A 22,538-nucleotide genomic window follows, 5' to 3' on the forward strand; every position below is an offset into this window, starting at 1 on the left:
TGAAATTTATTCAGATACGTTACAAAACTTAATTGAGGTAGCCCATGTCAGAAGTACAGCAACTATTTTTCCAAGCAGACGGGGAAATTGAGCAGATTGAGATTAACGTCACAGCCACCGAAATAACTCAGGAAATCGAAGAAGACGACGATGGCATAGAATACAAGGATGTGCGAACAGATGCGATCGCTCGGATGCAACAAGCTCGGCAAATGATTCGCTCTTATACTATTTATGCTCTTAGTGCTTTTAAAGACTTTGATACTGCTGAGATTGAAGAGGTAAAACTTACATTTGGCATTAAGTTGGGTGGGAAAGCTGGTATTCCTTACATTACCGAAGGTTCAGCTGAAAGTAATCTGCAAATTGAGGTGAAGTGTAAGTTTGCAGAAAAACAACCCGATCCACAGTAACTGCAAAAAATTATCCGCGTAGCTTAGGGGTAAGCTATGCCCATTAAACACCCAGCTTCCCTATATTTATTCTCCTATTAACCAAATGCAATTGCTGCGATCGCTTCAAATATTTCACCCAAGATTGCTCTGATAACTGGGAAATGGCATTGGGCGACAGTGTTGCCGTGAAAACATCTTTGCCACTGGTAACACCACTAATGCCTACACTTTCTAAAACAGCAGTTGCAGCAGAATCTAAAATTGGTTCAGTATGGATGAAAACCCCCAAACTCTGTTCTTCTGAATTTTGAACATCATTCAGCGCTGTAGCAAGAGCGGCATCTAGTTTCTGATAATTCATCAGTAATTCCTTGATAAAAAGGGTAGACAATTGTTGCCTACCCTAACTTATCAAATTTATAGATTTTTATCGCGTATCTTTGTGCAGAAATAATATCCGCCTTTCTCAGGCTAATTACAGATTTAAAGCGTTAATCACTCCATAACCCCATTTATCATCAAATGTGCCTGTGGGTTTTCCAGGAATGGCACTATTTTTATATAGCAACTCTTTCACAGCCGCCGGATCGAGTTTCGGATCTCGCTGCAATAGTAGTGCCACCAACCCAGTGACGAAGGGTGTCGCCATACTCGTACCAGCCATGACAACAAACTTGGAATTAATCATCGATGAACGGTCAAAACTGGCATCGGCGGAAAGAGTGGAAACAATCATCGCTCCTGGTGCCGTGACATCAGGCTTGTGTCCATCATTTCGCAGTGGGCCTTCACTACTAAATTCTGAAATAGTATGCAGTTCTAAGCCCATTTCTCGCACTTGGTTATCAATATCTGTATACGTGGCTTTAGTAGTATAAGCGGCAACTGTAATCGCACTGCTGGCGGCTCCTGGCGAACCAATTTTTACCGCATCCTTCACACTTTTACCTGTAAAAAAAACTGAGGAAGTATCATCTAATGTCCACACATCTAAACGTGTGTTAGTTGAAGAAGTGTTGCGGACTCGCAACTGCCAAATACCTCCCATTACTGGCGAGGGGTCAATACCCCGGATTTGCACAAAGAAATTATGATCGCCATTGGCTTTATCTGGTGCTGGTGTCGCTAATTGTACCCGTGCATCTGGTAACTGGTAATCTTGTGCGGCATTGTCATCAGCAATTATTTTTTGGAAGGGAGTGACAAAACCGTTAGGACTCCGCACAGACACTTCCAATTCACTATCTTTGGAATACCAAGCGTTTAACCAAACTATGCCTATTTGATTCAAAGGAACATTAAAGCGCATACCACGAGTGCGTCCACTGGGTATTGTCGCTTGTCCATGAATGTTATCGTTTCCTTCGTTACCCGCAGCACAGCAAACTATTCTTCCAGGGCCAGTTTCTGTGTCAATGACTTTAGATAAGGAATCACTACCATCATGGGCATCAGCGTGTCCACCCAAGCTAAGATTTACCACGGCTGCACGTCCTAACTCTCTAGCAACTCGGAAAATGTAACGCACACCATCGGCAATATGGGCATCTTGTAAATCTGACCTGACGATAATTAATTCGGCTTCTGGTGCGACACCGCTATAGTTAGTATCAGCGCCGGCGGCAATGCCCGCAACGTGAGTACCATGACCGCCTGTATCCTGAGAAATCGTCAGTTGCGCTCCCGTAAATTCAGCCCCATAGCCGCCCTCTGTGACTCCTGGCCCGGGCAGTGTTTGATCCCAAATATGTAAAATTCGTCCAGCAAAGGCGGGGTGTTTTGGATCTATGCCACTGTCTATAATGCCGATGATTACTCCTTTACCTGTCAGTCCGGTTTTGTTCTGAAACTCCGGCAGTTTGACTGCTTCCATTGCACTGTCCATCCTCAAATGAAGTTTGCGTGATGGCTTGATGCGTTGGATAACATCTTGTTCTGATAGGACATCTAAGCTCTCTATCGGTAAGAAAGCTGTCCGCACACTCCCAGAGTTTTGATTGACTTCAATATTATATTGTGATAAGTAACTCAAGTCTGCATCAGGTTCGCAGTAGATAAAAACGACACTCTTTGTCGGCTTAACTGGGCTTTTGTGGGCAATAATGCCAAGCGATCGCTTGTGTGTAACTAAAGCTTGATCTCCCTCATTGTGATAGTCCTGAAATGCTAAAAGTAGTCCGGGAGAAAGTTTTTCGTGTCTCATTTTTACCTCAAATTCAATTTATGGCGTGGAAGCAAAGTAGTTCATCAGGATAAGTCGCTCTAGCATTAGTGCAGACTATGTACTTTTTTCGCCTTAATTAATTATTTGATGCGACTATAGTTATCTATTTTTTTTCATAGATAACATCAAATAAGCTTAGGAGGCGGCAAGTTATTCCTAAGACAATTACTAATTCATAACTCATATTCCTGATCTGTACTCATGAGACATCTTTGGGCAGTCACATCTAAAGAATTACCCAAGACTGGGGTAACAAGTAATTTGTATAAAGCTATTCAACTAATCCATTGTCTGCTTAAATGATTACGGACAAAGTAAGAAAACTAAAATTAAGAATAATTAAGTGATAAATAACTACTGGTAATTAATAAATTCTCTATCATAAGTAAGAGCCATAAAGAAGCTAATATTTGCAACGATCGCTTCTGAACGTACAAAGAGTTATTCATGCAAATTCAAACACCAGACTGGGTAAAGCACGCTGTTTTCTACCAAATCTTTCCAGATCGCTTTGCCAGAAGCAAACAACCGCGCAAACGACTGTTGCGCGAAGCCCGTTGGGAAGATTGGGATGCTATGCCAACCCTCCAGGGTTATAAAGGCGGGGATTTATGGGGCATCATGGAGGGTTTAGACTACATCCAAGATTTGGGGATTAACGCGATTTATTTCACACCCATTTTTCAATCCGCCTGTAATCACCGCTATCATACCCACGATTATTACCAAGTTGATCCGATGCTGGGGGGCAACGAGGCTTTTAAGGAATTGCTAGATGCAGCCCATGAACGGAATATCAAAGTTGTTCTAGATGGCGTGTTTAACCATTCTAGTCGGGGTTTTTTCTTCTTCCACGACGTTTTAGAAAATGGCCCCCATTCGCCTTGGGTAAATTGGTTCAAAATAGAAGGCTGGCCTCTAGCACCCTACACTGGTGATTTACCTGCTAACTACGGGGGTTGGGTAGGAAATCGCGCCTTGCCAGAATTTAACCACGACAATCCAGAAGTGCGGGAATACATTATGGAAATTGCCGAATATTGGATTAAATTCGGCATTGACGGTTGGCGATTGGATGTACCATTTGAAATAAAAACTCCTGGTTTTTGGCAAGAATTCCGCGATCGCGTTAAGGCAGTCAATCCCGAAGCTTATATTGTGGGCGAAGTGTGGGGAGATTCGCGCCAATGGTTGGATGGAACGCAATTTGACGGCGTGATGAATTATCTCTTTGCTGGGCCGACAATTGCCTTTGCAGCTGGCGATCGCGTAGTCTTAGAACAAGTCCAAGGCCGCGATTATCAACCCTATCCACCCTTATTTGCCGCCGAGTACGCCACCAAAATTCAAGAAGTACTGCAACTTTACCCTTGGGAAATTCAGCTAACTCAACTGAATTTGCTAGCAAGTCACGATACAGCCCGATTGATGACCATTGCAGGTGGTGATATAGCCAGTGTAGAATTATCAACTCTACTATTACTTACCTTTCCTGGTGCGCCTAGTATCTACTATGGTGATGAAGTTGGTTTACCTGGTGGGATAGATCCCGACTCACGGCGCGGTTTTCCTTTAGAGGCAAAGTGGGAGCGAGAAATTTTCAATACTCATCGTCAATTAATTGCTCTCCGCCAAACTTACCCAGCCTTGCGTACAGGTGATTATCAAGTCCTCCATGCTCAAGGACAACTTTATATCTTTGCGCGAACTTTAGGAACAGAGGAATTGATCGTTGCCATCAACGCTGGCACAAGTTCGGCAACAGCGAATGCAGATGTGGTTAGTTTGCATAGTCAACCCAACAAGCTGTTATATGGTACTGCTGAATTTGAGTGGAATAGTGAAGGAGAAACTCAGCATTTGTCATTAACTCTTCCCGCACGCAGTGGCTGTATTTTGGCAGTAGGGAGTAACAAGTAGGCAAGAGGCAGAGGTGCAGACGTGATAGATACAGCAGGTAGCAAGTAAGTGAGATACAAAATGCAGGACTCACTCACGCATCATTCCTGCCCCCTGCCCCCTGCCCCCTGCCCCCTGCCTTCCTGCCTCTTCAATTAAGCCAGCAGGGACGAACACAATTTTTCTTCGAGTTCGATTTCGCGCTCTTGGGTGGCGAGAATAGCTTGAGTGACAACGCGCCCAGGATCAAAACCGACTGTGTGTAACTGCAACCACTGTTGAGCTTCATTGCCTTCGCGGAGGATTTTTTGCAATGGAGAAAGGAAACAGCTAAAACCCCGTTGTTTTGCGATCGCCCAAACATCTTGGTACATTTCTGAAATCCAATCTCTGGCTAGAATGGTTCTACCATCTTGCCAATGTCTCAAAGGAGCATCAAGACTAGCAACTGATGCTGCCGCTTCGTTTTCAGCAGTTAGGGTGATAAGTTCTTCACCAGAAAAGATACTTTGGCTTAACGGATCGATGTTGGGATTTTCGATTATTTGCAACAAACGCGCTTCTAATAAGGCAGCAATGGCTAGTAAGGCAATGGGATCTGTGACTAAATCACAAATTCGCAATTCTAGCCGATTTAGATCGTAAGGACGGCGATCGCCATTTGGCCGCACTGATGTCCACAAATGCCGCACGTTTTGCATAGTTCCGGCAACGAGTTGATCTTCCACCCACTGAATATGATCGGCGTGGCTGGCAAATAACGGCACGTGGCTAGGTGTTTGCGGAAATAAGCCCCACCGCGTGGAGTGATAGCCAGTAGTTTTGCCATCAAGGAAGGGAGATGAAGCGCTGAGGGCAAGAAATAGAGGTGCTTCCATCCGAATTACTCTACATGCCCGCATCAATACTTCTGGATCGCTGATGCCTATATTGATGTGAACGCTGGCGGTGACTACTTTTGTGCCGTAGGTGTTCTCAATATAATCATGATAAGGATTTGCTGGATCGGAACGCCGAAAGCGATCGCCACCACCTAAAGATAAAGTACTCCCCGGTATCAAGGTGTAATCGCCCAAATGATTCAGGTAGTTTCGCAACACCCGCCTGGGACGCAGCAATGCACACAATAAATTCTCGTAATTGTGCAATGGTTGGGTTATGTATTCGACGTTGCGGCTATCTGGCTCCCGCATAAACCCATCCAAAGCTCCAACAATTTTGTCGGAGAGACCGACGATTTCACCTTGAGGCGTGCCAGTATACATCTCAATCTCAAAGCCTTTTAATAAGACCACCTTGTTCTCCTTCGGCTCTCTCTACCTATCAATTGTATCCAATTAGACGCATCTTTAGGATCTATCTTTCAGCCAATCAAAGGTTATGAATCATTTTATTTGCCAATTCACCCGAAATCAGGATGACAGATTTCTCAACTGTTCTGCGAAAAATTATAGCGCTTCTGGAATGTAAGCAATACACTTTGACCTCTCTCCTTTTAGGAGAGAGGCTTTGAATCTTACTCCCCTTCCCTTGTAGGGAAACTATATTCTATGCAATTGAGAACCGCTATATAAAATCTTTGAGGGTGCGTTCGACTCAAGAAAATACGCAAAATGAAGCTTATTAACAGCAAGATTAGGTAAGAAAAGCTGATTTTCTTTTGGGCTAGGTATCACTTTAAAAACCATTGATAAGAAGCAATTAATCATGTGACCGAACAGTTGAGATTAGCACAAACTTGCGAAATTCATCTGAAAAAACTATTTAACTGTTTAATATCAGCTTTCTTAAAAGTCTCAGTCTTTGTTTATGAAACATGCTTGAGATTACTTCGGTTGGCAAATGTAGCACTAAATACATTTTTAATGCTACATTTGGTTTTTAATACATATACAACCAAAACAAACGTGTATCTTTAGTTTGATAAAGTATCTATCTTAAAATATAGATATTTCATGAAAACTTTCTAAAGAGCCACCAATATCAATAAATAGCCACACGACTTTTAGGCTATCGATATTGTTTGTCTGGCTAAGTGGATTTATACCGTAATTCCTAGATATTTAAAGGGCTTGCAGACAAAAAACTAGTCCCCATTTTTTCCTAAACACGAGAACTGCTTCAGGTGGAAAGCCAAAGGATGAAATACTGGATCGGGAAATTAGCAATATTTATAATATTACTGTATAGTTTGTTTCTACCAATTGATTATGCAGGAGCAAATGAACTTTCAAATATTGATATCGATGTTAATGTGCCGCAAGTAAATGTATTTCCATCGGTTGGAAACTTAGTAAGTACTGACAACGATCTTGCTAATAGTCAAAAGAAAAATTCTTGCCGATTGAATGAGATTGTTAAAGAGGTAGATAAATTAGAGGGACTGTTCAGAGTTTATTGCACTAATGATTCGGGAAAAATTTACTTAGAAATTAAACCAGAGCAGCTAAATAAAGACTACCTAGCTATAGTGACATTGGAATCGGGTATTGGGGAAAGTGGCATTTATAGTGGATTACCTATTTCTGATTTTATCTTTTACTTGCAACGAGTAAACAATAGATTAAACTTTGTTGTACGTAATGTAAAATTCCGTGCAGAAAGTAAACCAGAACAGCGATCGCTTGCTCGTTCATTTAGCGACTCTGTTCTTTATTCTCTCGAAATGGCCAATATCAATCCAGAGAATGGAAATATTCTGATTGCCCTAAACGAACTGCTAATGCAGGATTTTCCGGGATTAGCTACCATATTGAAATATTCTTTGCAGGCTGATTACCACTTGGATACACGCAACTCATATTTTAGTGATGTTAACAGCTTTCCAGAAAATATAGAAATTGATTCTATTTACGGTTTTTCAGCATTAGAAGGAGCAAATTTAGTCACCGTACCCGATAGTAGGGCGCTTACTCTGAAGGTACACTACAGTTTTTCTCAGCTTAGAGAAAACAATGGCTATATTCCCAGACTTGCCGATGATAGAGTTGGATATTTTATCACTGCTTTTCAAGATTTATCTAATAATAATCCTCACGAATTATTTACCCGTTACATCAATCGTTGGCATCTAGAACCATCCGATCCTAATGCCCCTTTATCTCCACCCAAAAAGCCAATTGTATATTGGATTGAAAATGCTGTACCACTAGAGTACCGCGATGCAATTCGTGAAGGCATTTTGATGTGGAACAAAGCATTTGAAAAAGCCGGATTTCAAAATGCTATTGAAGTGCAGCAAATGCCAGATGATGCTGATTGGCAACCCGCAGATGTACATTACAATACTATTCGCTGGTTCAATTCTTTTGATGCAGGTTTTGCCAAAGGGCCGATGCGCGTCAACCCATTCACCGGCGAAATATTGGATGCAGATATTATTGTAGATGCCAAAATGGTGCGTTTAATTCAGAAAGAATATCACGCATTAATGGAAGCAAATTCATCTTTAGGGGGCAAAAAACCATGTCAAACCCTTCGGGGAAGCCAAAAGCCAGAAGCTAATGATTATCTGTCCCTAGACTCTGAGTTCTGCTATGGTATGGAGTCTTCAAATCAAGCTGCGATGGGAGCGCTGGCGTTGTCAATTTTGCCAAATACTACACCTAGTAGTGACATGATGAAGGAGTATGTGCATCAATATTTGCGTTCTCTCATCGCTCACGAAGTTGGACACACTCTCGGTTTGCGCCATAACTTTCATGGCAGTACTATGTTAGCGCCTGAAGAATTAAATAATATTGAAATTACTCACACCAAAGGTTTAGTTGGTTCGGTGATGGACTATCTGCCTGTGAATATAGCACCACAGGGAGTACAGCAAGGTGATTATTTTCCAGGAATTATTGGGCCTTATGACGAATGGGCAATTGAGTATGGTTATAAAACAAGTCCATCAGCAGTAATTGAAGGAATCATTCCAGAATCCGAAAAAAGTTTTTTAGAGCAGATTGCACTAGCGTCACCTCAACCAGAATTATCTTATGCAAGTGATGAGGATATCTGGGATATTAATCCTTTAGCAAATGTCTGGGATATGAGTAGTGATGTACTACTTTATTCGCAGTGGCAAATGGATAATGCCCGTGTTATGTGGCAACGCCTTGATAAAGGTTATCTATCGATTGGAGAAAGCTATAGTAACCTGCGCGTCTCATTCAATACAGTGCTTAAATACTATTTTCGGAACGCCACTTTGCTTTCTAAATACATTGGTGGACAATCGTTTCTGCGTCTGCATCCTAGTGATAATGCTTCTTGGACATTTGTACCAGTTTCACTTTTAAAACAACGTCTTGCATTGACAAATATACAAAAATATGTATTTGCTGAGGATGCGTTTAGTTTTTCACCACAATTGCTGAATCAATTAGCGCCATCACGCTGGGAACACTGGGGTAGTTCTATACCTAACAACCGTCTTGATTATCCAATTCACGAAAATATTTTGAACCTCCAAAGTGCGGTGCTGCGATCGCTATTACACACCGAACGCCTGAATCGTTTACAAGACATAGAATTAAAAACTCTGCCTGGGGAAGCACTTTCTATCCCAGAACTGTTTGACACCCTGCAAACAGGCATCTGGACAGAAGTTTTAACCCCAGGAGAACCAAAGCCAATTTCTAGCATCCGCCGTTCACTGCAACGGGAATATTTGAATATTATGCTAGAGATGATGTTGGGTAATACTGATACACCTGAAGATGGGCGAACATTGGCTTGGTATGAATTGCGTCAACTGCAAAAAGCCATTGATGTTAGAGTCAAACAACTTAGTGATAGTGTTGATATTTACACCTTAGCTCACTTAGAAGCTTCTGGCGATCGCATTAATAAAGCATTAAACGCGCAGTTACTCTCTAAGTAGACATTGGGAATTGGGAATTCGTAATTCGTAATTCGTAATTTGGTTAATTATTTTCCCCAATCCCCAATCCCCAGTCCCCAATCCCCAGTCTTCAGTCCCCAATCCCCAGTCCCCAATCCCCAGTCCCCAGTCCCCAGTCCCCAGTTACCCAAGATATCGTTGCAATAAACCAATTACAACTTCTGGCATTTCTAAATGAGGTAATATTCCTGCATCTGCGATCGCATAAAAATCTCGGATTGCATTTGGATTTAAATTTGCCAAGCGTCGTCCTAGTTTGATGTTGGTAAATTGTGCCTTCTCTCCCCAAAACATTACGGTGGGAATTGTCAGTTGCTGAATATATAAACTCAGATCGAAGTAAAGATCCCCGCGTAAAAATGCTAAAGCGGCAAACTTGCCATTAGGCTGTTGTGCAGAGGTTAAGTAAGCATCCACCATTTCTTGAGATACTCGTTGTGACTTGGCAAACAGAAAACTTTGTAAAAAATTTCTCACTGCAATTTCATTTTCAGCACCAAGGATATAAATAAAATTGTCCAACAGAGGCGCATTGATTACCGAAAGCGGAAGTCTGCGTCCAGCACCTTGCCCAAAATCGTCAAATCCAGAGGGAGAGACTAAAAACAGCGCTTTGAATAAATTGGGTTGAACAATAGCTAGGCGGATAGCAAAAGCGGCTGTTAGGGATGAGGCTACTACCGTCACTGGCTGGCGACAAGTTTCGATGATAAACTCTGCGATAGTGCTAAGATAATCTCTAATTTTATAATCCCGGACGGGATGAGCCGATTCTCCCCAGCCGATTAAATCGGGGGCTAAAATCTGGTAATTAGAGGCAAAAGCTGGATAAACTTTAGACCATTCATAAGCAGATGCCCCACCACCAAAGTTATGGAGAAAGAGTAGTGGGGGTAAATCTTTAGCATCAGCGTTCGCCCAAGGTGCATTGGTTTGGGTATAGTAAACCATTGCCCCTAATGATGTATGGATAAGTTTATGTCCAAAGCCAGAAGGTTGAAACTGAAGCATAAAATTAAAAAGTTAGTTTAATAGCACTTTACCCGAAAGCAAAATTATTCAGCAGCGTTCAGAGGGTGTAAAGAACACGAAAAACAGCCCCCAAAATTAAGCAATAAAAATCGGTAGCTTTCAACAAGCTAATAATAAAATTGCGTTCAATCATAGACACCCGATAAAATTTGGTATGTTACTCATGCTCAGATACTTACGCAGCCGGAAAATTTCCTTAGTAGCTATACTTGCGCTTGTTATATGCTTTACTCTGGTAAGCGTGCGTTCATTTGGGCAAACAATTATGACATCAGCACCCCAACTACTCACCGATCCATTTTTGCAATTGCCAACTGAAACCTCAGTGCGAGTAGTTTGGTTTACTGAGTTTGCTGGTGTTAATCACACAGTGACCTATGGTGAAAATCTCAAACTAACTGCTAAGGCAAATACTACCAAACTCAGTCGCACTCGTGAAGACCAGCAATCAAGAGTTGCCAACCAAACCAAAGACGGCGAAGTTTATCAAAAACCCGTCCAGCGTCAGATTTGGCGACATGAAGCTGAGGTAACTGGGTTAACTCCTGATGTGCGGGTAAACTATCGTGTTACCAGTGTGCGAGAAGATAGCGAAAATGTTAGCAGTGATGTTTTTAGTCTTGCGGCTACTCCTAAACCAGATACACCACTAAAAATTTTACTTACCTCAGATCATCAATTAAAGCCAATGACAGCAGCAAATCTGCAAAAGGTGGTAGAAACCGTTGGACGAGTCGATGGAGTCTGGTTTGCTGGTGATTTGGTGAATGTTAGCGATCGCGCTTCAGAATGGTTTGATGATAATGGTGGTGGTGCGTTGTTTCCCGGTTTACAAGGTCGTGCTAAATATAACATGACGCACGACGGTGTTAAGACAACCTACACTGGTGGACAAATAATTCAACATGCACCCATGTTTACTTGCATTGGCAATCATGAGGTGATGGGGCGATTTGCGAGAGTGGGAAGTTTAGATGGGGAATTTGATGATACAATCCCTCGTGCCGTTGCTCAAAAAATATATCGGGATAAATCTTTAATCGATAATTCTTTTAATACTAATACCTACGAAGAGATTTTTTCTTTACCAAAAAGTAAAGAGGGTGGAAAAAGGTATTATGCAGTCAGTTTTGGTAATGTGCGTTTGGTGGTACTTTACGCTACAAATATGTGGCGGACTCCCAACTTAGATAAAAAGTATAGGGGTAGATATCAGGAAGCCGAAAAGGATTTAAATAATTCTGAAAATTGGGGTTATGGACAGGTGATTTATGAGCCAATTGCTAAAGGCAGCAAGCAGTATAATTGGCTAGAAGCAGAACTCAATAGCCCTGAGTTTAAACAAGCAAAATACAAAGTTGTGATGTTCCATCATCCGCCCCATACTCTGGGTGATAATATAGTCCCTGCTTATACAGAACCAGTTCAAATAATTGAACGGGATGGAGATAATATCAAAGCTGTGCGTTACGAATACCCCAAAGATGCAGATTATATTATCCGCGATGTTGTGCCTTTGTTAGAAGCGGCTAATGTGCAATTGCTATTTTATGGGCATTCTCATTTGTGGAACCGCTTTGTTAGTTCCAGTGGAATGCACTTTCTAGAAACATCTAATGTGGGTAATACTTACGGTGCTGCTTGGGGCGACAGAAAGCGAGAAGTTCCAATTGGATATCAAGAGGATTACGTTAAGCTTGGCGATCCCAATGGTTTAAAACCGATAGTGCCAACAATTGCTCCTTTGTTAGGCGACAATGGGAAGCCAATGCCTTATATTTCGAGTAATGATATTACAGTTTTTAGTATTTTTGATACGGGGACAGGTAAGATAACTAGTTATCGCTTTGATACTCGTAAGCCTGATTCAGAAGTAGTGAAGTTTGACGAATTTAAGTTGAAATAGAGCAATTCTATCTGAAGCCTGAGATCCCCGACTTTTTCAATAAGTCGGGGATCTTGTTGTTCGCAAATTATTGAGGATTGCTATAGACTAGCGATCGCTTCGGCAACTAGTTTAGAAACAAAGGGCAAAATATCCCGACTCTTAGCTTGGGCTTTACCTTCAGTAAATACCACTAGAAGGTAGGGGCGTTTATCTGGTAACTCAATATACGCGGCATCATGGTGAACTTGACTTGTCCAACCTGCTTTTGACCAAATTTGAGCATTTTTAGGCAGTCCACCGCCTAAAAAACCTGTTACTTGATCTTCGTCTCTGTCAGTGGACAAATCGTTGAGAGGGCGTTTCAGTAAAGCCATCATTGCTTGCGATCGCGCACTTGAAACCGCCACTCCACCTACAATACTATGGAGTAACCGAGCGATCGCATTTGTGGTCAACATATTACGATTTTCCAGTAACTCTCCTACAAACGCTCGTTCCCGTCCATAAGCGCCATCACTCCAAGTTTTTTGACAGGCGTTAATCGTCTCCATTTCTTCCCAACCCAAAGATTGGTAATAGCGGTTAATGATATTACGCTGATATTTCCAGGTTTCAAACGGCCCGATTGGTAATTCTGGCCCCGATGTAGTACCACTTAAAATATCCACAACCAAGCTGGTAGCATCGTTACTAGAATCGACAATCATATCCCGCAAGGCGCGTTCTAACTCCTTGGAGGTTTGACTCATGCCTTTTTCTAGCCATTCATTTACCGCCACTAGGTAAAATAGCTTGACTACACTGGCGGGATAAATTCTTTCAACACCACGATAAGTAAAACCACGGACTGGATGTTCCCAAAAAGCTTTGGGAGTCAGCGCCCCACCAGTATTTACTAGCACTGGTGGATCGTAAACAACCCAAGTCAAGGCAATTTGATTGCGGGCTAAGGTTGGAAACCCTGCCCAAGTTGCATCTAAAATGCCATTACCAATATTTTCGAGTTGTTCCTCTTTATTAAAAAAAATCATTCTCTAAATAATGTCCTTTAATCTAAAATCCAAAATCCAAAATCCAAAATCAGGGGAGTATCAGTGTATCGCTGACCTTAATTTATATGATTCTCCTGAATGTACACGTTTATCAACTCAATCTGCATCTGGAAGACATTTGTGGGTAACATCAAATCATCAAAATTTAGCGGTCGAGGTGTATTTGTGCGAAGATGACTATCCGGGATGGGTATCTCTTTCAGATTTTGATTCATTACAATCTGCTACTGTACCTTATCAGGCGGCAACATTTTCTGAATCTCAGATTCAAAAACTGCTAGCAGAGGTTATCGCCTTTACCCAAAAAGCAATGCAACAATCCAATTATTACCTTTGGGGTGGTACGGTTGGCCCAAATTATGACTGTTCTGGGTTGATGCAGGCGGCATTTGCTTCGGTGGGTATTTGGCTACCTAGAGATGCCTATCAACAGGAAGGGTTCACCCAACCAATTACTATTGCAGAATTAGCAGTCGGGGATCTGGTATTTTTTGGAACTCCCCAAAAAGCAACCCATGTCGGGCTTTATTTGGCGGATGGTTATTACATCCATAGTTCTGGAAAAGATCGAGGACGGGATGGGATTGGGATTGATATTCTTTCGGAACAGGGACATGCTGTTAGTCAGTCGTACTATCAGCAGCTGCGAGGGGCTGGTAGAGTTATCAAGAGTTACGAACCACAGAGACGCTGAGGGCGCAGAGGTATATGAGGAGTGGGTTTGTTAATGGAGGGTTGAGTGAGGAGAATGGGGCAATTTCAGCAATTGTCCCAGATGTTTCGGTGGTGCTGCCAATACATGACGAGGTGGAAAGTTTGCCGCTTTTATTAGAAGCGATCGCATCTACTTTATCTTCTAGTCAGGTAAATTATGAAATCATTTGCGTGGATGATGGTTCTACAGATGGTTCTGGGGATTTTCTTAAAAAGGAGGCGCAAATCCGCACTGATTTAAAGGCGGTGATTTTGCGTCGCAACTACGGACAAACTGCGGCCATGGCTGCTGGGTTTCATTATGCAGTGGGCAAAGCGATCGTTACTTTAGATGCCGATCTCCAGAACGATCCGGCTGATATCCCCATGTTATTAGCAAAGCTGGATGAGGGTTACGATTTGGTGAGTGGTTGGCGGCAAAATCGCCAAGATGGTGCTGTAAATCGCTTACTTCCTTCCAAAATTGCCAACTGGCTAATTCGCCGCACTACTAGCGTGAATATTCATGATTATGGTTGTTCGCTGAAAGCCTATCGTTCAGAACTCTTGGCAGATATGAACCTCTACGGCGAACTCCATCGATTTTTACCCGCTTTGGCGTACATCGAAGGAGCTAGAATTACTGAAGTACCCGTGCGTCATCATGCCCGTCGCTTTGGTCGTAGTAAATATGGAATTTGGCGGACATTCCGGGTGTTGATGGATTTGTTAACCATTCTGTTTATGAAAAGATTCCTCACCCGTCCAATGCACGTTTTTGGGCTGTTGGGATTAATTTCAATGCTTTCGGGGACTGCGATCGGAATTTACTTAACTTTCGTCAAATTAGCGTTAGGTGAGATGATTGGCAATCGCCCGTTGCTAAGTTTAGCAGTTCTGCTGCTAGTAACAGGAGTGCAGTTATTTTGCTTCGGTCTTTTGGCAGAATTACTCATGCGTACATACCATGAATCCCAAGGGCGGCCGATATATCGCGTGCGAGAAGTAGTAGCAAAAAATGTTAAGTAACGTAACAATAGTCATTGGGCATTGGGCATTAGTAAAGAGTTAAATCTTGTCTATGTTGAATTTGGAGTTTTTCATGAGAGTAAGACTTACACAAAACTACACACACGCAGTAGGGGCAATTCATGAATTGCCCCTACCCGAAAATCAAAGTTTCTAAACAAATGACCAATGACCAATGACAAATGACAAAAAACCAATTAAATTGCATCTACCTTGAAAGCATTTAATACTTTTGATACCGAACTGCGGCAAAACCTGCTGGTTTTATTTACGGCAGGTTTATTATTCTGGTCGAGTTTGTCTTCGCTCTTACCAACCTTACCGCTTTACATTGATGATGTGGGCGCAAGTAAGCAAGAAATTGGGATTGTAATGGGTAGTTTCGCCATTGGCTTATTGCTATCTCGCCCAACCCTGGGACGGTTAGCCGATAAACGCGATCGCAAAATTGTCTTGTTGATTGGTACGATAGTAGCCGCGATCGCACCCTTTGGTTACTTGGCAACCCAATCAATCGGACTATTAATCTTGGTGCGGATTTTTCACGGTATTAGTGTTGCCGCTTTTACCACTGGCTATAGTGCCTTAATCGCAGATTTAGCCCCCGCCGAAACTCGTGGCGAAATCATTGGTTACATGACTCTCGCAACTCCCCTTGGTTTAGCAATTGGCCCCGCCTTGGGAGGATATTTAGAAGCTACAAGTGGTTACGGGATATTATTTCTCTTCTCTGCTGAATTGGGTTTTGTTGCTTTTTTGGGGATTGTACAAGTCATGAATCCGCCAGTGCAAACACAGGAACAAACTCAGGGGGATAATCGCAATTTTTGGCAAATTTTGAGCAGTCCACAGGTGGGAGTTCCAACTATAGTTATGTTACTGGCTGGTTTGTCTGTCGGTGCTGTACATACTTTTGTGTCATTGTTCCTTAAATCCAGCCAGGTAGACTTCAACGGCGGACTGTTTTTTACAGCTTCGGCAATTTCTAGCTTTAGTATCAGGGTGTTTGCTGGTAAGGCAAGCGATCGCTTTGGTCGTGGTTTGTTTATTACTTGTGGTATTTTTTTCTACGTTCTAGCCTTAATACTACTATGGCAAGCTCACAGCCCGATGGTTTTCTTACTGGCTGCGATCGCTGAAGGTGCTGGTGGTGGTACACTCATTTCCATGATGATTACTCTGATGGCAGACCGCTCACTGCCGCAAGAACGGGGGCAAGTTTTTGCTCTATGCGTAGCTGGGCTTGACCTGGGAATTGCGATCGCTGCTCCTATTTTGGGTATCATCGCAGAACTTGTAGGCTACCGCGATATGTTTGGCTACGGTGCTGCAATCACTTCTCTAGCACTGATAATCTTCCTCACCCAGTCGAGTAAAGATTTATCCAACTCCCTACGCTTTGCACTAGGTCTAGCCCCAGATGCTTATGCCTTGAAAAACTTAAAAGTTAGGAGTGAGGAACTTTAACTCCTCACTCCTAACTTTCAACTCTTAACTTTAAAATACGGGCGAGGAGGGATTCGAACCCCCGACACCGTGGTCCGTAGCCACGTGCTCTAGTCCACTGAGCTACACACCCTCACTGACAATTTATATTAACACGTTCTAACTAAATGACGCAAGATAATTTTTCATCTAATTTTGCTAGCTTAAGCCATCTAGATCAACACGGGCAGGCACAGATGGTAGATGTGACGGGTAAAGCACCCACTATTCGCCAAGCAGTAGCTGCGGCAAATGTCCGAATGTTACAAACAACCTTTGCTGCTATTCAAGCCGGAAATGTCCCAAAAGGTGATGTGCTGGCAACTGCAAGATTAGCAGGGATTATGGCAGCCAAGCAAACAGCTGCTTTAATTCCTCTGTGTCATCCGTTGCCTTTGCAAAAAATCGCGGTTGAAATTATACCCGATCCGCAACTGCCTGGTTATCAAATTCAAGCTACAGTCAAAACCAAAGCTGAAACTGGTGTAGAGATGGAAGCCTTAACTGCCGTTTCTGTGGCTGCACTGACTTTATACGATATGGCAAAAGCCTTAGAAAAGTCGATTCAAATTGAATCGATTCGTTTAATAAGCAAGAGTGGCGGCAAATCAGGAGATTATTCTCTGTCACAGCAATAACCTTTTGGGAATGGGGAATTGGGAATTGGTTATTAATTCCAGGACTTACGCAAAAAATAGCCCAACCGCTTATTTTTAGGTAGGGGCAATTCATGAATTGCCCCTACCGCGTGTAGTTTTGCGTAAGTGCTAAAGTATTCTTGCTCATCTCCACTCCCCATTCACGGCAGATTATCAGGATCAATGCCGAGATTACGCAAATAAGCTGCCAGCTGTTCAGTGCGTTGACGTTCTTGTTTTAGCAATAACTCAGCTTGTTCTGCCCGTTGATTGAGTTCCAGGGAATTCAAAAATATTTGTCCATCTGGACGGTAAATTACTAACTCCCCTTGCCCCGTTTGAAATTTAACTCCTAAGCGGGGGCTAACCCAACCATCCATTTGCCATAGCTTATTCAAATGGTTATTTTGCCGCAACCAGCCATCTAGTTGAAAACTTTCAGGATCGTATAAATAATATTCTTCAACACCGTAAGTATCGTAAAATTCCAGCTTTCGCTCCATTTCCTTGGTATCATTACTGTAAGAAAGAATTTCAAAGACTACTTGCGGTGGAATATTATCTTCTTGCCAGTGACGGTAGGAACGACGTTTTCCCTTTGATCTACCGAAAACAACCATTACATCAGGTGCAGTGGGTGTAATCAGCCGAGAACTGACGGGATACCAAAGTAAATCTCCGGCAATCAAAACATTGTCATTATTAGCAAACAGAATCTCTAAATTCTCCTTAATCAGGACAATCCAACGATATTGTTCTGTATTGTCTGCCATTGGTTTGCCGTCAGTATCTGGATAGAGGAGATCGGGGTCTATTTGCTCAAAGATCGTCATCTGATTTAACCCAGTGGCTCTTGACTTACAATTCAATTATGACTGGCAATTCAATTATGACTGGTTGTAAGGGTCTAATAGCAAGCATTGCCACAAAAACCTTAGAATAAATAGGGTGTATTTAAATCTGTAATAAATATTTATGCCTCCTCGTTGGCCTCGCAAACCCGATCGCAAAGACCCTGATTATCGCAAGATCGATGACCGGATGAATTTTGCCACCCATGTAGCGATCGCTGCTACGATTAATTCTGGCTTGTGGTTTTTCCACATTTTGAAAGCCACTACCTGGGAGTGGCTCCCTTTGGTGACTTTAAGTTGGACAGGAATAGTGTTAGCGCATCTGATTTATATTAGTGCGATCGCTAACTACACCGAAACCCCAACCAAATCCACCTGAAGACGGACTGCTAATGCTAGGGCGATTGTAACCTGTGGTAGTAGAATCAGCCTTTTAATTGAGTGATAATGTAAAAAAGCCTGAGATTTCGCGCTCTTTCTTAATTTAGGGTTATTTTTATGGCTAAGACTAATACCACAGAACTACTAGAAGCCCTAGCAGCTGAAATTGGCGAAAGTGTCTATATGGACATTGCCAAATGGCATCTTTATTTATCTAATGCCAAACTGCATACCCTTGTTGCTGAACGACTGTATCCTTTAATTACTTCTAACAGTGTAAATGAAGACCAAGTTTTAAAAGTCTTGCAATCAATTACAGTAAAAATTGGCGGCGGTAGAAGTGAACTTCCTTTAATCGATTTACTGCCACTGCAATGCCAGATTACTTTAGTTGATATTTTGGAGAAATTTCAACGCGATTCATAATTCCTAAAACCAATATTATCTTAGTTAAGCAATTTTATTAATCAGCAGTTCCTGATTAAATTTTGTCTGCTGAATTAGGTATAACTTTGCTGTGTCAATTTTATAAAAATTAACTCTACAGATACACACAGATGAATATCGTGTAATTTCTCTCTGGGTATATGATAAAAATTTCCTTTAAGAATTAAGGAATCTTCGCGTTCAAAATCAGTTTAGATTTAAGCAAGTTTATCTTGAGACTCGCTTTGAACTTTCATGCAAACTCATTGAGGCAATTTCTATGCTTTTACAAGTCAAAGATAGTGGTGAATTGGTAAAGATTGTTGAAATTCAGGAATTAATTGACCCGAATAATGATGTTGTTCATGCAAAAGACCAAGAAGGTCAAGAAGAACAGCAATCTGAAACTTTTAAAAAAGAAAATCTCATTTTTCCTTCAGGTGAAGTTCTACCACGCTGTTGGTTAGATGCTGACTATAGGCACGACAACGCTTAACTAGAATATCCCCGACTTCTTTGAGGAGTCGGGGATCTGGTTTTTTACAGATTATGATGCAATTTTTTCTCCTATCGTCACCGTTTCATTCTGCTGAAATTTCGGGAAAAATGTCTTAGTAATCCAGTTAGTCAAGATGTGAGACAGTAATCCCATAGGGCCAGCAAACAAACACAATGCAAGAGAGTGAATTGTCCAAATACCTGTTTTTTGCCCTTCCCAATAAATCCAGCGACCGACGAATAAATCCATGACTAGAAAATGAATCCAACCTGTTGCAGCAGCCGTTTCATCTGCGAAAAATCGGGCGATATCAGCTAATTGAGGATTCGATAAAGCTTGGGCATTTTCTGGCGTAATACTGTTGATAAATAAATACAAATATGCGCCAGCTAACAGCACAAAAGGCAAATATGATGACATTATCTGCCGTGTTACTTTCCAGTTTGGCAATAAAATCATCAACGCCCAAAAGGGCAATACAAAAAGGTTGGCGAAGTTAAAAAGTTGAGAGATCATCATATTGTTAGGTGAAGAATTTTCAGTTATTATTTGTTTTGAATTAACTAATTATTCATAACTCTCAGCATTATAGATACCCGACTTCTTTGATAAGTCGGGTATCTGGGTATACTTATAAAGCTACAAGTTGCGATTCGATTTCTGAAGACTTCAAATCACGACCGATGAAAACTAAGCGGGTTTGCCGTGCCTCTTCGGGTTTCCAGGGGCGATCGTAAAATTTATCAAATCGAGTTCCCACGCCTTGCATCACTAGGCGCATGGATTTATTTGGCACTGCCACAAAGCCTTTAATTCGGTAAATTTCTTGTTCTTGTGCTAATTTCTCTAACTGCTGTTGCAGCTTTTCTGGATCAAAAGTACGATCCAAAACTAGATTAGTTGAAGTAATTTCTTCGTCGTGATTGTGGTCTTCTTCAGTATCGTGATGACTAGGACGAGAATCTAAATTATCTTCAACTGCGGCTTGGAATCCTAATAATATAGATGCATCTAGTTGAGAACAGTCGCTTTCAACAATCTTCACCACTCTGGGCAACTCTTGCTTAATTAATTCCTCAACTCTGGCTTTTGTCTCGGCATCTACTAAGTCAATTTTATTCAACACCACTAAGTCTGCACAAGCAAGTTGGTCTTCAAACAGTTCTTGCAAGGGTGTTTCGTGTTCTAGATTATCATCTGCTTGGCGCTGGGCTGCGATCGCATCTGGATCGCTAGCAAATGTCCCCGCCGCTACCGCCGCACAATCTACCACGGTAATTACAGCATCCACAGTGGCCGCGTTGCGAATTTCTTGCCAGCGAAAAGCCTTTATTAGTGGTTTTGGCAAGGCTAAACCAGAGGTTTCAATCAAAATGCAGTCGATGCTATCTCGCCGCTTGATTAACTCTTGCATGGTTGGGTAAAACTCTTCCTGCACCGTGCAGCATAAGCAGCCGTTGGTTAATTCAAAGATATTGGTGTCACCCTCACCATCTTCGGGGCAAATTTGACAAGATTTTAACAATTCGCCATCAATACCGAGTTCGCCAAATTCATTGACTATAACGGCAATGCGGCGACCTTGGTTATTTTGTAGCAGGTGGCGAATTAGGCTGGTTTTTCCACTACCTAAGAAGCCTGTAATCACTGTGACAGGAATTTTCGTTGCCATATTTTTGCCTGATTTACTCAGTATGAGAAGTTTTAAGGATTACAAACTTAAATACTGAGATTAAGCTTGGTTTGAAGATTGACTTAGTTATTTTAAGCTGAAAGTCTATAGTTAGTCTGAAAATATCTTCAAAACAACTTTTGGCTTAGTGAAAGAATCGCTATAGCTATTAGTCTCTCAAGTTTATTAAATTGATGGGTAAAAAAGTTCGTAGTAAAGACCTCAGTCCTTATTTTCTAAGCACTTTAGTGCTTACTACAAACTTTTCATTACTAGCTTGACAGACTACTAAGAATAAAAGTTGGGTTTTGGCAGTTCATCATTTAATGCCCACTTTCCTATATCTTGGATTTTGTAATCTACTGGATCGTGCAAGGTGAACGTACGGAGATTACGCCAATAACGATCAAAGCCATATTTTGCACTAGTGGCGCGTGCGCCCATAACTTCAAAGATGCGGTTGGTAATATCTAAACCGACTTTAGTGGCGAAAACTTTAGCCGTAGCAACCAAAAGCGCACATTCTCCCCGTTGTTCGGCGGTAAGTGACCATTCCCGCTCCCAAGCTGCTTGTAGTAATTCTCCCGCCTGCTCAGTGAGATACACGGCTGCTTGGAGATCGACCCAGATTTTGCCATAGTGCTGAAGGATGTATGGATCTTGGGTTGCACTCTCTACACCTGATGTCAGCCAAGGTTTGATATTAGTGGAAGTATATGTTTTAGCAGCTTCAAATGCTCCCTGTGCAATTCCCAGGTAAATATTAGCAAGATTTAATTGAGTTAAACAGGCGCGAATAGTGCTGAAGGGTTTACCGGATTTGTCTCTACTACCAAGAATTTCTTCAGGATATACCAATACATTCTCAAAAGTCACACTACCACTGTCTGTTTGGCGTTGCCCCATATTATCCCAATCATGGTGAACTGTAACACCTTGCCGTTGGGTGGGAATTGCCAAAATATTCAATTCACCAGTTTCTTGATGAGTGGCAGTAATCGGCAATATATCCGAGTCTTGAGAGCCAGAGCAAAAGCTTTTAATCCCATTCAGACGGAAATAATCATTTTCCGGTATGAGAGTAGTTCTTTTATCTAAAGGGTTGAGAGCATTGCACCAAAACCAGTTGTTGCGAATAGTTTCTGAGTAATATCGCTGTTTTTGCTCTATCGAACCAAAGATGTGAGGAACTACTACACCTAAATGATGGTAAGAAAAGACGTGAGCAATAGAACTATCAACCTTGGCAAACTCGCGGGTAATTTGCAGAACGGTAATCCAGCTTTGCCCTAAACCACCGTACTCTGTAGGTATAATTAGTTTAAGCAAGTTGCTTTGACGCAAGCGATCGCGTTCATGTTTTGGTGTTCCCCCTTTTGCATCCCGCTCTACAGCAGTTTGGGCAAATTCCTTTGCTAAAGACTTAGCTATATCAAGATAATTTTGAGATTCTTTCGTTTCGATTAATTGCATATCTTGC

At 41.9% G+C, this 22,538-nt stretch carries 20 protein-coding genes and 1 tRNA gene; 11 read left to right on the forward strand and 10 right to left on the reverse strand.

Annotated features, from left to right (window positions below; translation table 11 throughout):
* The first annotated feature begins 44 nt into the window (after positions 1-44).
* Positions 45-413, forward strand: coding sequence for a CU044_2847 family protein (locus V7K38_RS15505; protein ID WP_334859046.1), 369 nt, complete (start codon positions 45-47; stop codon positions 411-413).
* A 43-nt stretch (positions 414-456) separates the two neighbouring features.
* Here the strand turns inward: V7K38_RS15505 and V7K38_RS15510 are convergent, their stop codons facing one another.
* The gene (locus V7K38_RS15510) at positions 457-756 is read right to left on the reverse strand and encodes a hypothetical protein (protein WP_334859048.1); all 300 of its coding nucleotides are present in this window, start codon (positions 754-756) and stop codon (positions 457-459) included.
* Positions 757-870: 114 nt separating this feature from the next.
* On the reverse strand, positions 871-2,598 hold the full coding sequence (locus V7K38_RS15515; protein WP_334859050.1) for a S8 family peptidase: 1,728 nt from the start codon (positions 2,596-2,598) through the stop codon (positions 871-873).
* A gap of 468 nt (positions 2,599-3,066) precedes the next feature.
* Between V7K38_RS15515 and V7K38_RS15520 the strand changes: the two genes are divergently transcribed.
* On the forward strand, positions 3,067-4,539 hold the full coding sequence (locus V7K38_RS15520; protein WP_334859052.1) for a glycoside hydrolase family 13 protein: 1,473 nt from the start codon (positions 3,067-3,069) through the stop codon (positions 4,537-4,539).
* A gap of 134 nt (positions 4,540-4,673) precedes the next feature.
* On the opposite strand, the gene gshA is transcribed toward V7K38_RS15520, so the two are convergent.
* Positions 4,674-5,813: a glutamate--cysteine ligase gene (gshA, locus tag V7K38_RS15525; protein WP_334859053.1), complete on the reverse strand. Its 1,140-nt coding sequence runs from the start codon at positions 5,811-5,813 to the stop codon at positions 4,674-4,676.
* 845 nt (positions 5,814-6,658) lie between these two features.
* Between gshA and V7K38_RS15530 the strand changes: the two genes are divergently transcribed.
* Positions 6,659-9,388 (forward strand): zinc-dependent metalloprotease, encoded by a 2,730-nt coding sequence (locus V7K38_RS15530; RefSeq protein ID WP_334859055.1) that lies wholly within the window; start codon positions 6,659-6,661, stop codon positions 9,386-9,388.
* A gap of 144 nt (positions 9,389-9,532) precedes the next feature.
* On the opposite strand, the gene V7K38_RS15535 is transcribed toward V7K38_RS15530, so the two are convergent.
* The gene (locus V7K38_RS15535) at positions 9,533-10,420 is read right to left on the reverse strand and encodes an alpha/beta fold hydrolase (protein WP_334859058.1); all 888 of its coding nucleotides are present in this window, start codon (positions 10,418-10,420) and stop codon (positions 9,533-9,535) included.
* A gap of 286 nt (positions 10,421-10,706) precedes the next feature.
* Here V7K38_RS15535 and V7K38_RS15540 point away from each other — a divergent pair, with 286 nt between their 5' ends.
* A complete protein-coding gene (locus V7K38_RS15540) occupies positions 10,707-12,347 on the forward strand; it encodes a metallophosphoesterase family protein (protein WP_334859060.1) in 1,641 nt (546 codons plus the stop codon).
* Between the two features lie 80 nt (positions 12,348-12,427).
* Here the strand turns inward: V7K38_RS15540 and V7K38_RS15545 are convergent, their stop codons facing one another.
* Positions 12,428-13,360 carry a serine hydrolase gene (locus V7K38_RS15545; protein ID WP_334859062.1) on the reverse strand — a complete coding sequence of 311 codons (933 nt, stop codon included), beginning with the start codon at positions 13,358-13,360 and terminating at the stop codon, positions 12,428-12,430.
* A 10-nt stretch (positions 13,361-13,370) separates the two neighbouring features.
* Between V7K38_RS15545 and V7K38_RS15550 the strand changes: the two genes are divergently transcribed.
* The 3 genes from V7K38_RS15550 to V7K38_RS15560 all read left to right on the forward strand — a co-directional run bounded on the left by V7K38_RS15550 (position 13,371) and on the right by V7K38_RS15560 (position 16,570).
* Positions 13,371-14,075 (forward strand): C40 family peptidase, encoded by a 705-nt coding sequence (locus tag V7K38_RS15550; protein WP_334859064.1) that lies wholly within the window; start codon positions 13,371-13,373, stop codon positions 14,073-14,075.
* A gap of 14 nt (positions 14,076-14,089) precedes the next feature.
* The gene (locus tag V7K38_RS15555) at positions 14,090-15,103 is read left to right on the forward strand and encodes a glycosyltransferase family 2 protein (RefSeq protein ID WP_334859066.1); all 1,014 of its coding nucleotides are present in this window, start codon (positions 14,090-14,092) and stop codon (positions 15,101-15,103) included.
* 213 nt (positions 15,104-15,316) lie between these two features.
* On the forward strand, positions 15,317-16,570 hold the full coding sequence (locus tag V7K38_RS15560) for an MFS transporter (RefSeq protein WP_334859068.1): 1,254 nt from the start codon (positions 15,317-15,319) through the stop codon (positions 16,568-16,570).
* Positions 16,571-16,608: 38 nt separating this feature from the next.
* Here the strand turns inward: V7K38_RS15560 and V7K38_RS15565 are convergent.
* A tRNA-Arg gene (locus V7K38_RS15565) sits at positions 16,609-16,682 on the reverse strand.
* Between the two features lie 34 nt (positions 16,683-16,716).
* Here V7K38_RS15565 and moaC point away from each other — a divergent pair.
* A complete protein-coding gene (gene moaC, locus V7K38_RS15570; RefSeq protein ID WP_334859070.1) occupies positions 16,717-17,226 on the forward strand; it encodes a cyclic pyranopterin monophosphate synthase MoaC in 510 nt (169 codons plus the stop codon).
* Positions 17,227-17,387: 161 nt separating this feature from the next.
* On the opposite strand, the gene V7K38_RS15575 is transcribed toward moaC, so the two are convergent.
* On the reverse strand, positions 17,388-18,059 hold the full coding sequence (locus V7K38_RS15575) for a Uma2 family endonuclease (RefSeq protein WP_334859072.1): 672 nt from the start codon (positions 18,057-18,059) through the stop codon (positions 17,388-17,390).
* Between the two features lie 142 nt (positions 18,060-18,201).
* Between V7K38_RS15575 and V7K38_RS15580 the strand changes: the two genes are divergently transcribed.
* The 3 genes from V7K38_RS15580 to V7K38_RS15590 all read left to right on the forward strand — a co-directional run bounded on the left by V7K38_RS15580 (position 18,202) and on the right by V7K38_RS15590 (position 19,383).
* Positions 18,202-18,459, forward strand: a complete 258-nt coding sequence (locus V7K38_RS15580; RefSeq protein ID WP_334859074.1) for a hypothetical protein — start codon at positions 18,202-18,204, stop codon at positions 18,457-18,459.
* 119 nt (positions 18,460-18,578) lie between these two features.
* A complete protein-coding gene (locus V7K38_RS15585) occupies positions 18,579-18,887 on the forward strand; it encodes a DUF3181 family protein (protein ID WP_334859075.1) in 309 nt (102 codons plus the stop codon).
* A 280-nt stretch (positions 18,888-19,167) separates the two neighbouring features.
* Complete coding sequence (locus V7K38_RS15590) at positions 19,168-19,383, forward strand: acetyltransferase (protein WP_334859077.1); 216 nt, start codon at positions 19,168-19,170, stop codon at positions 19,381-19,383.
* Positions 19,384-19,434: 51 nt separating this feature from the next.
* Here the strand turns inward: V7K38_RS15590 and V7K38_RS15595 are convergent, their stop codons facing one another.
* From V7K38_RS15595 to V7K38_RS15605, 3 genes are all read right to left on the reverse strand, one after another.
* Positions 19,435-19,905, reverse strand: coding sequence for an ABA4-like family protein (locus V7K38_RS15595; protein WP_334859079.1), 471 nt, complete (start codon positions 19,903-19,905; stop codon positions 19,435-19,437).
* A gap of 112 nt (positions 19,906-20,017) precedes the next feature.
* Positions 20,018-21,058 (reverse strand): cobalamin biosynthesis protein CobW, encoded by a 1,041-nt coding sequence (gene cobW / locus V7K38_RS15600; RefSeq protein ID WP_334859081.1) that lies wholly within the window; start codon positions 21,056-21,058, stop codon positions 20,018-20,020.
* Between the two features lie 288 nt (positions 21,059-21,346).
* Positions 21,347-22,531 carry an acyl-CoA dehydrogenase family protein gene (locus V7K38_RS15605; RefSeq protein WP_334859083.1) on the reverse strand — a complete coding sequence of 395 codons (1,185 nt, stop codon included), beginning with the start codon at positions 22,529-22,531 and terminating at the stop codon, positions 21,347-21,349.
* Positions 22,532-22,538: the final 7 nt, after the last annotated feature.

The organism is Nostoc sp., assembly GCF_036917465.1.
Taxonomy (GTDB): Bacteria; Cyanobacteriota; Cyanobacteriia; order Cyanobacteriales; family Nostocaceae; genus Nostoc.

Coding starts and splice junctions, on each gene's coding strand:
- V7K38_RS15545 (WP_334859062.1), bottom strand. CDS start 13,360: ATGATTTTTTTTAATAAAGAGGAACAACTCGAAAATATTGGTAATGGC.
- V7K38_RS15535 (WP_334859058.1), bottom strand. CDS start 10,420: ATGCTTCAGTTTCAACCTTCTGGCTTTGGACATAAACTTATCCATACA.
- V7K38_RS15580 (WP_334859074.1), top strand. CDS start 18,202: ATGCCTCCTCGTTGGCCTCGCAAACCCGATCGCAAAGACCCTGATTAT.
- V7K38_RS15505 (WP_334859046.1), top strand. CDS start 45: ATGTCAGAAGTACAGCAACTATTTTTCCAAGCAGACGGGGAAATTGAG.
- V7K38_RS15540 (WP_334859060.1), top strand. CDS start 10,707: ATGACATCAGCACCCCAACTACTCACCGATCCATTTTTGCAATTGCCA.
- V7K38_RS15575 (WP_334859072.1), bottom strand. CDS start 18,059: ATGACGATCTTTGAGCAAATAGACCCCGATCTCCTCTATCCAGATACT.
- V7K38_RS15555 (WP_334859066.1), top strand. CDS start 14,090: ATGAGGAGTGGGTTTGTTAATGGAGGGTTGAGTGAGGAGAATGGGGCA.
- V7K38_RS15530 (WP_334859055.1), top strand. CDS start 6,659: ATGAAATACTGGATCGGGAAATTAGCAATATTTATAATATTACTGTAT.
- V7K38_RS15550 (WP_334859064.1), top strand. CDS start 13,371: ATGTCCTTTAATCTAAAATCCAAAATCCAAAATCCAAAATCAGGGGAG.
- V7K38_RS15595 (WP_334859079.1), bottom strand. CDS start 19,905: ATGATGATCTCTCAACTTTTTAACTTCGCCAACCTTTTTGTATTGCCC.
- V7K38_RS15605 (WP_334859083.1), bottom strand. CDS start 22,531: ATGCAATTAATCGAAACGAAAGAATCTCAAAATTATCTTGATATAGCT.
- moaC (WP_334859070.1), top strand. CDS start 16,717: ATGACGCAAGATAATTTTTCATCTAATTTTGCTAGCTTAAGCCATCTA.
- V7K38_RS15515 (WP_334859050.1), bottom strand. CDS start 2,598: ATGAGACACGAAAAACTTTCTCCCGGACTACTTTTAGCATTTCAGGAC.
- V7K38_RS15510 (WP_334859048.1), bottom strand. CDS start 756: ATGAATTATCAGAAACTAGATGCCGCTCTTGCTACAGCGCTGAATGAT.
- V7K38_RS15585 (WP_334859075.1), top strand. CDS start 18,579: ATGGCTAAGACTAATACCACAGAACTACTAGAAGCCCTAGCAGCTGAA.
- cobW (WP_334859081.1), bottom strand. CDS start 21,058: ATGGCAACGAAAATTCCTGTCACAGTGATTACAGGCTTCTTAGGTAGT.
- V7K38_RS15520 (WP_334859052.1), top strand. CDS start 3,067: ATGCAAATTCAAACACCAGACTGGGTAAAGCACGCTGTTTTCTACCAA.
- V7K38_RS15590 (WP_334859077.1), top strand. CDS start 19,168: ATGCTTTTACAAGTCAAAGATAGTGGTGAATTGGTAAAGATTGTTGAA.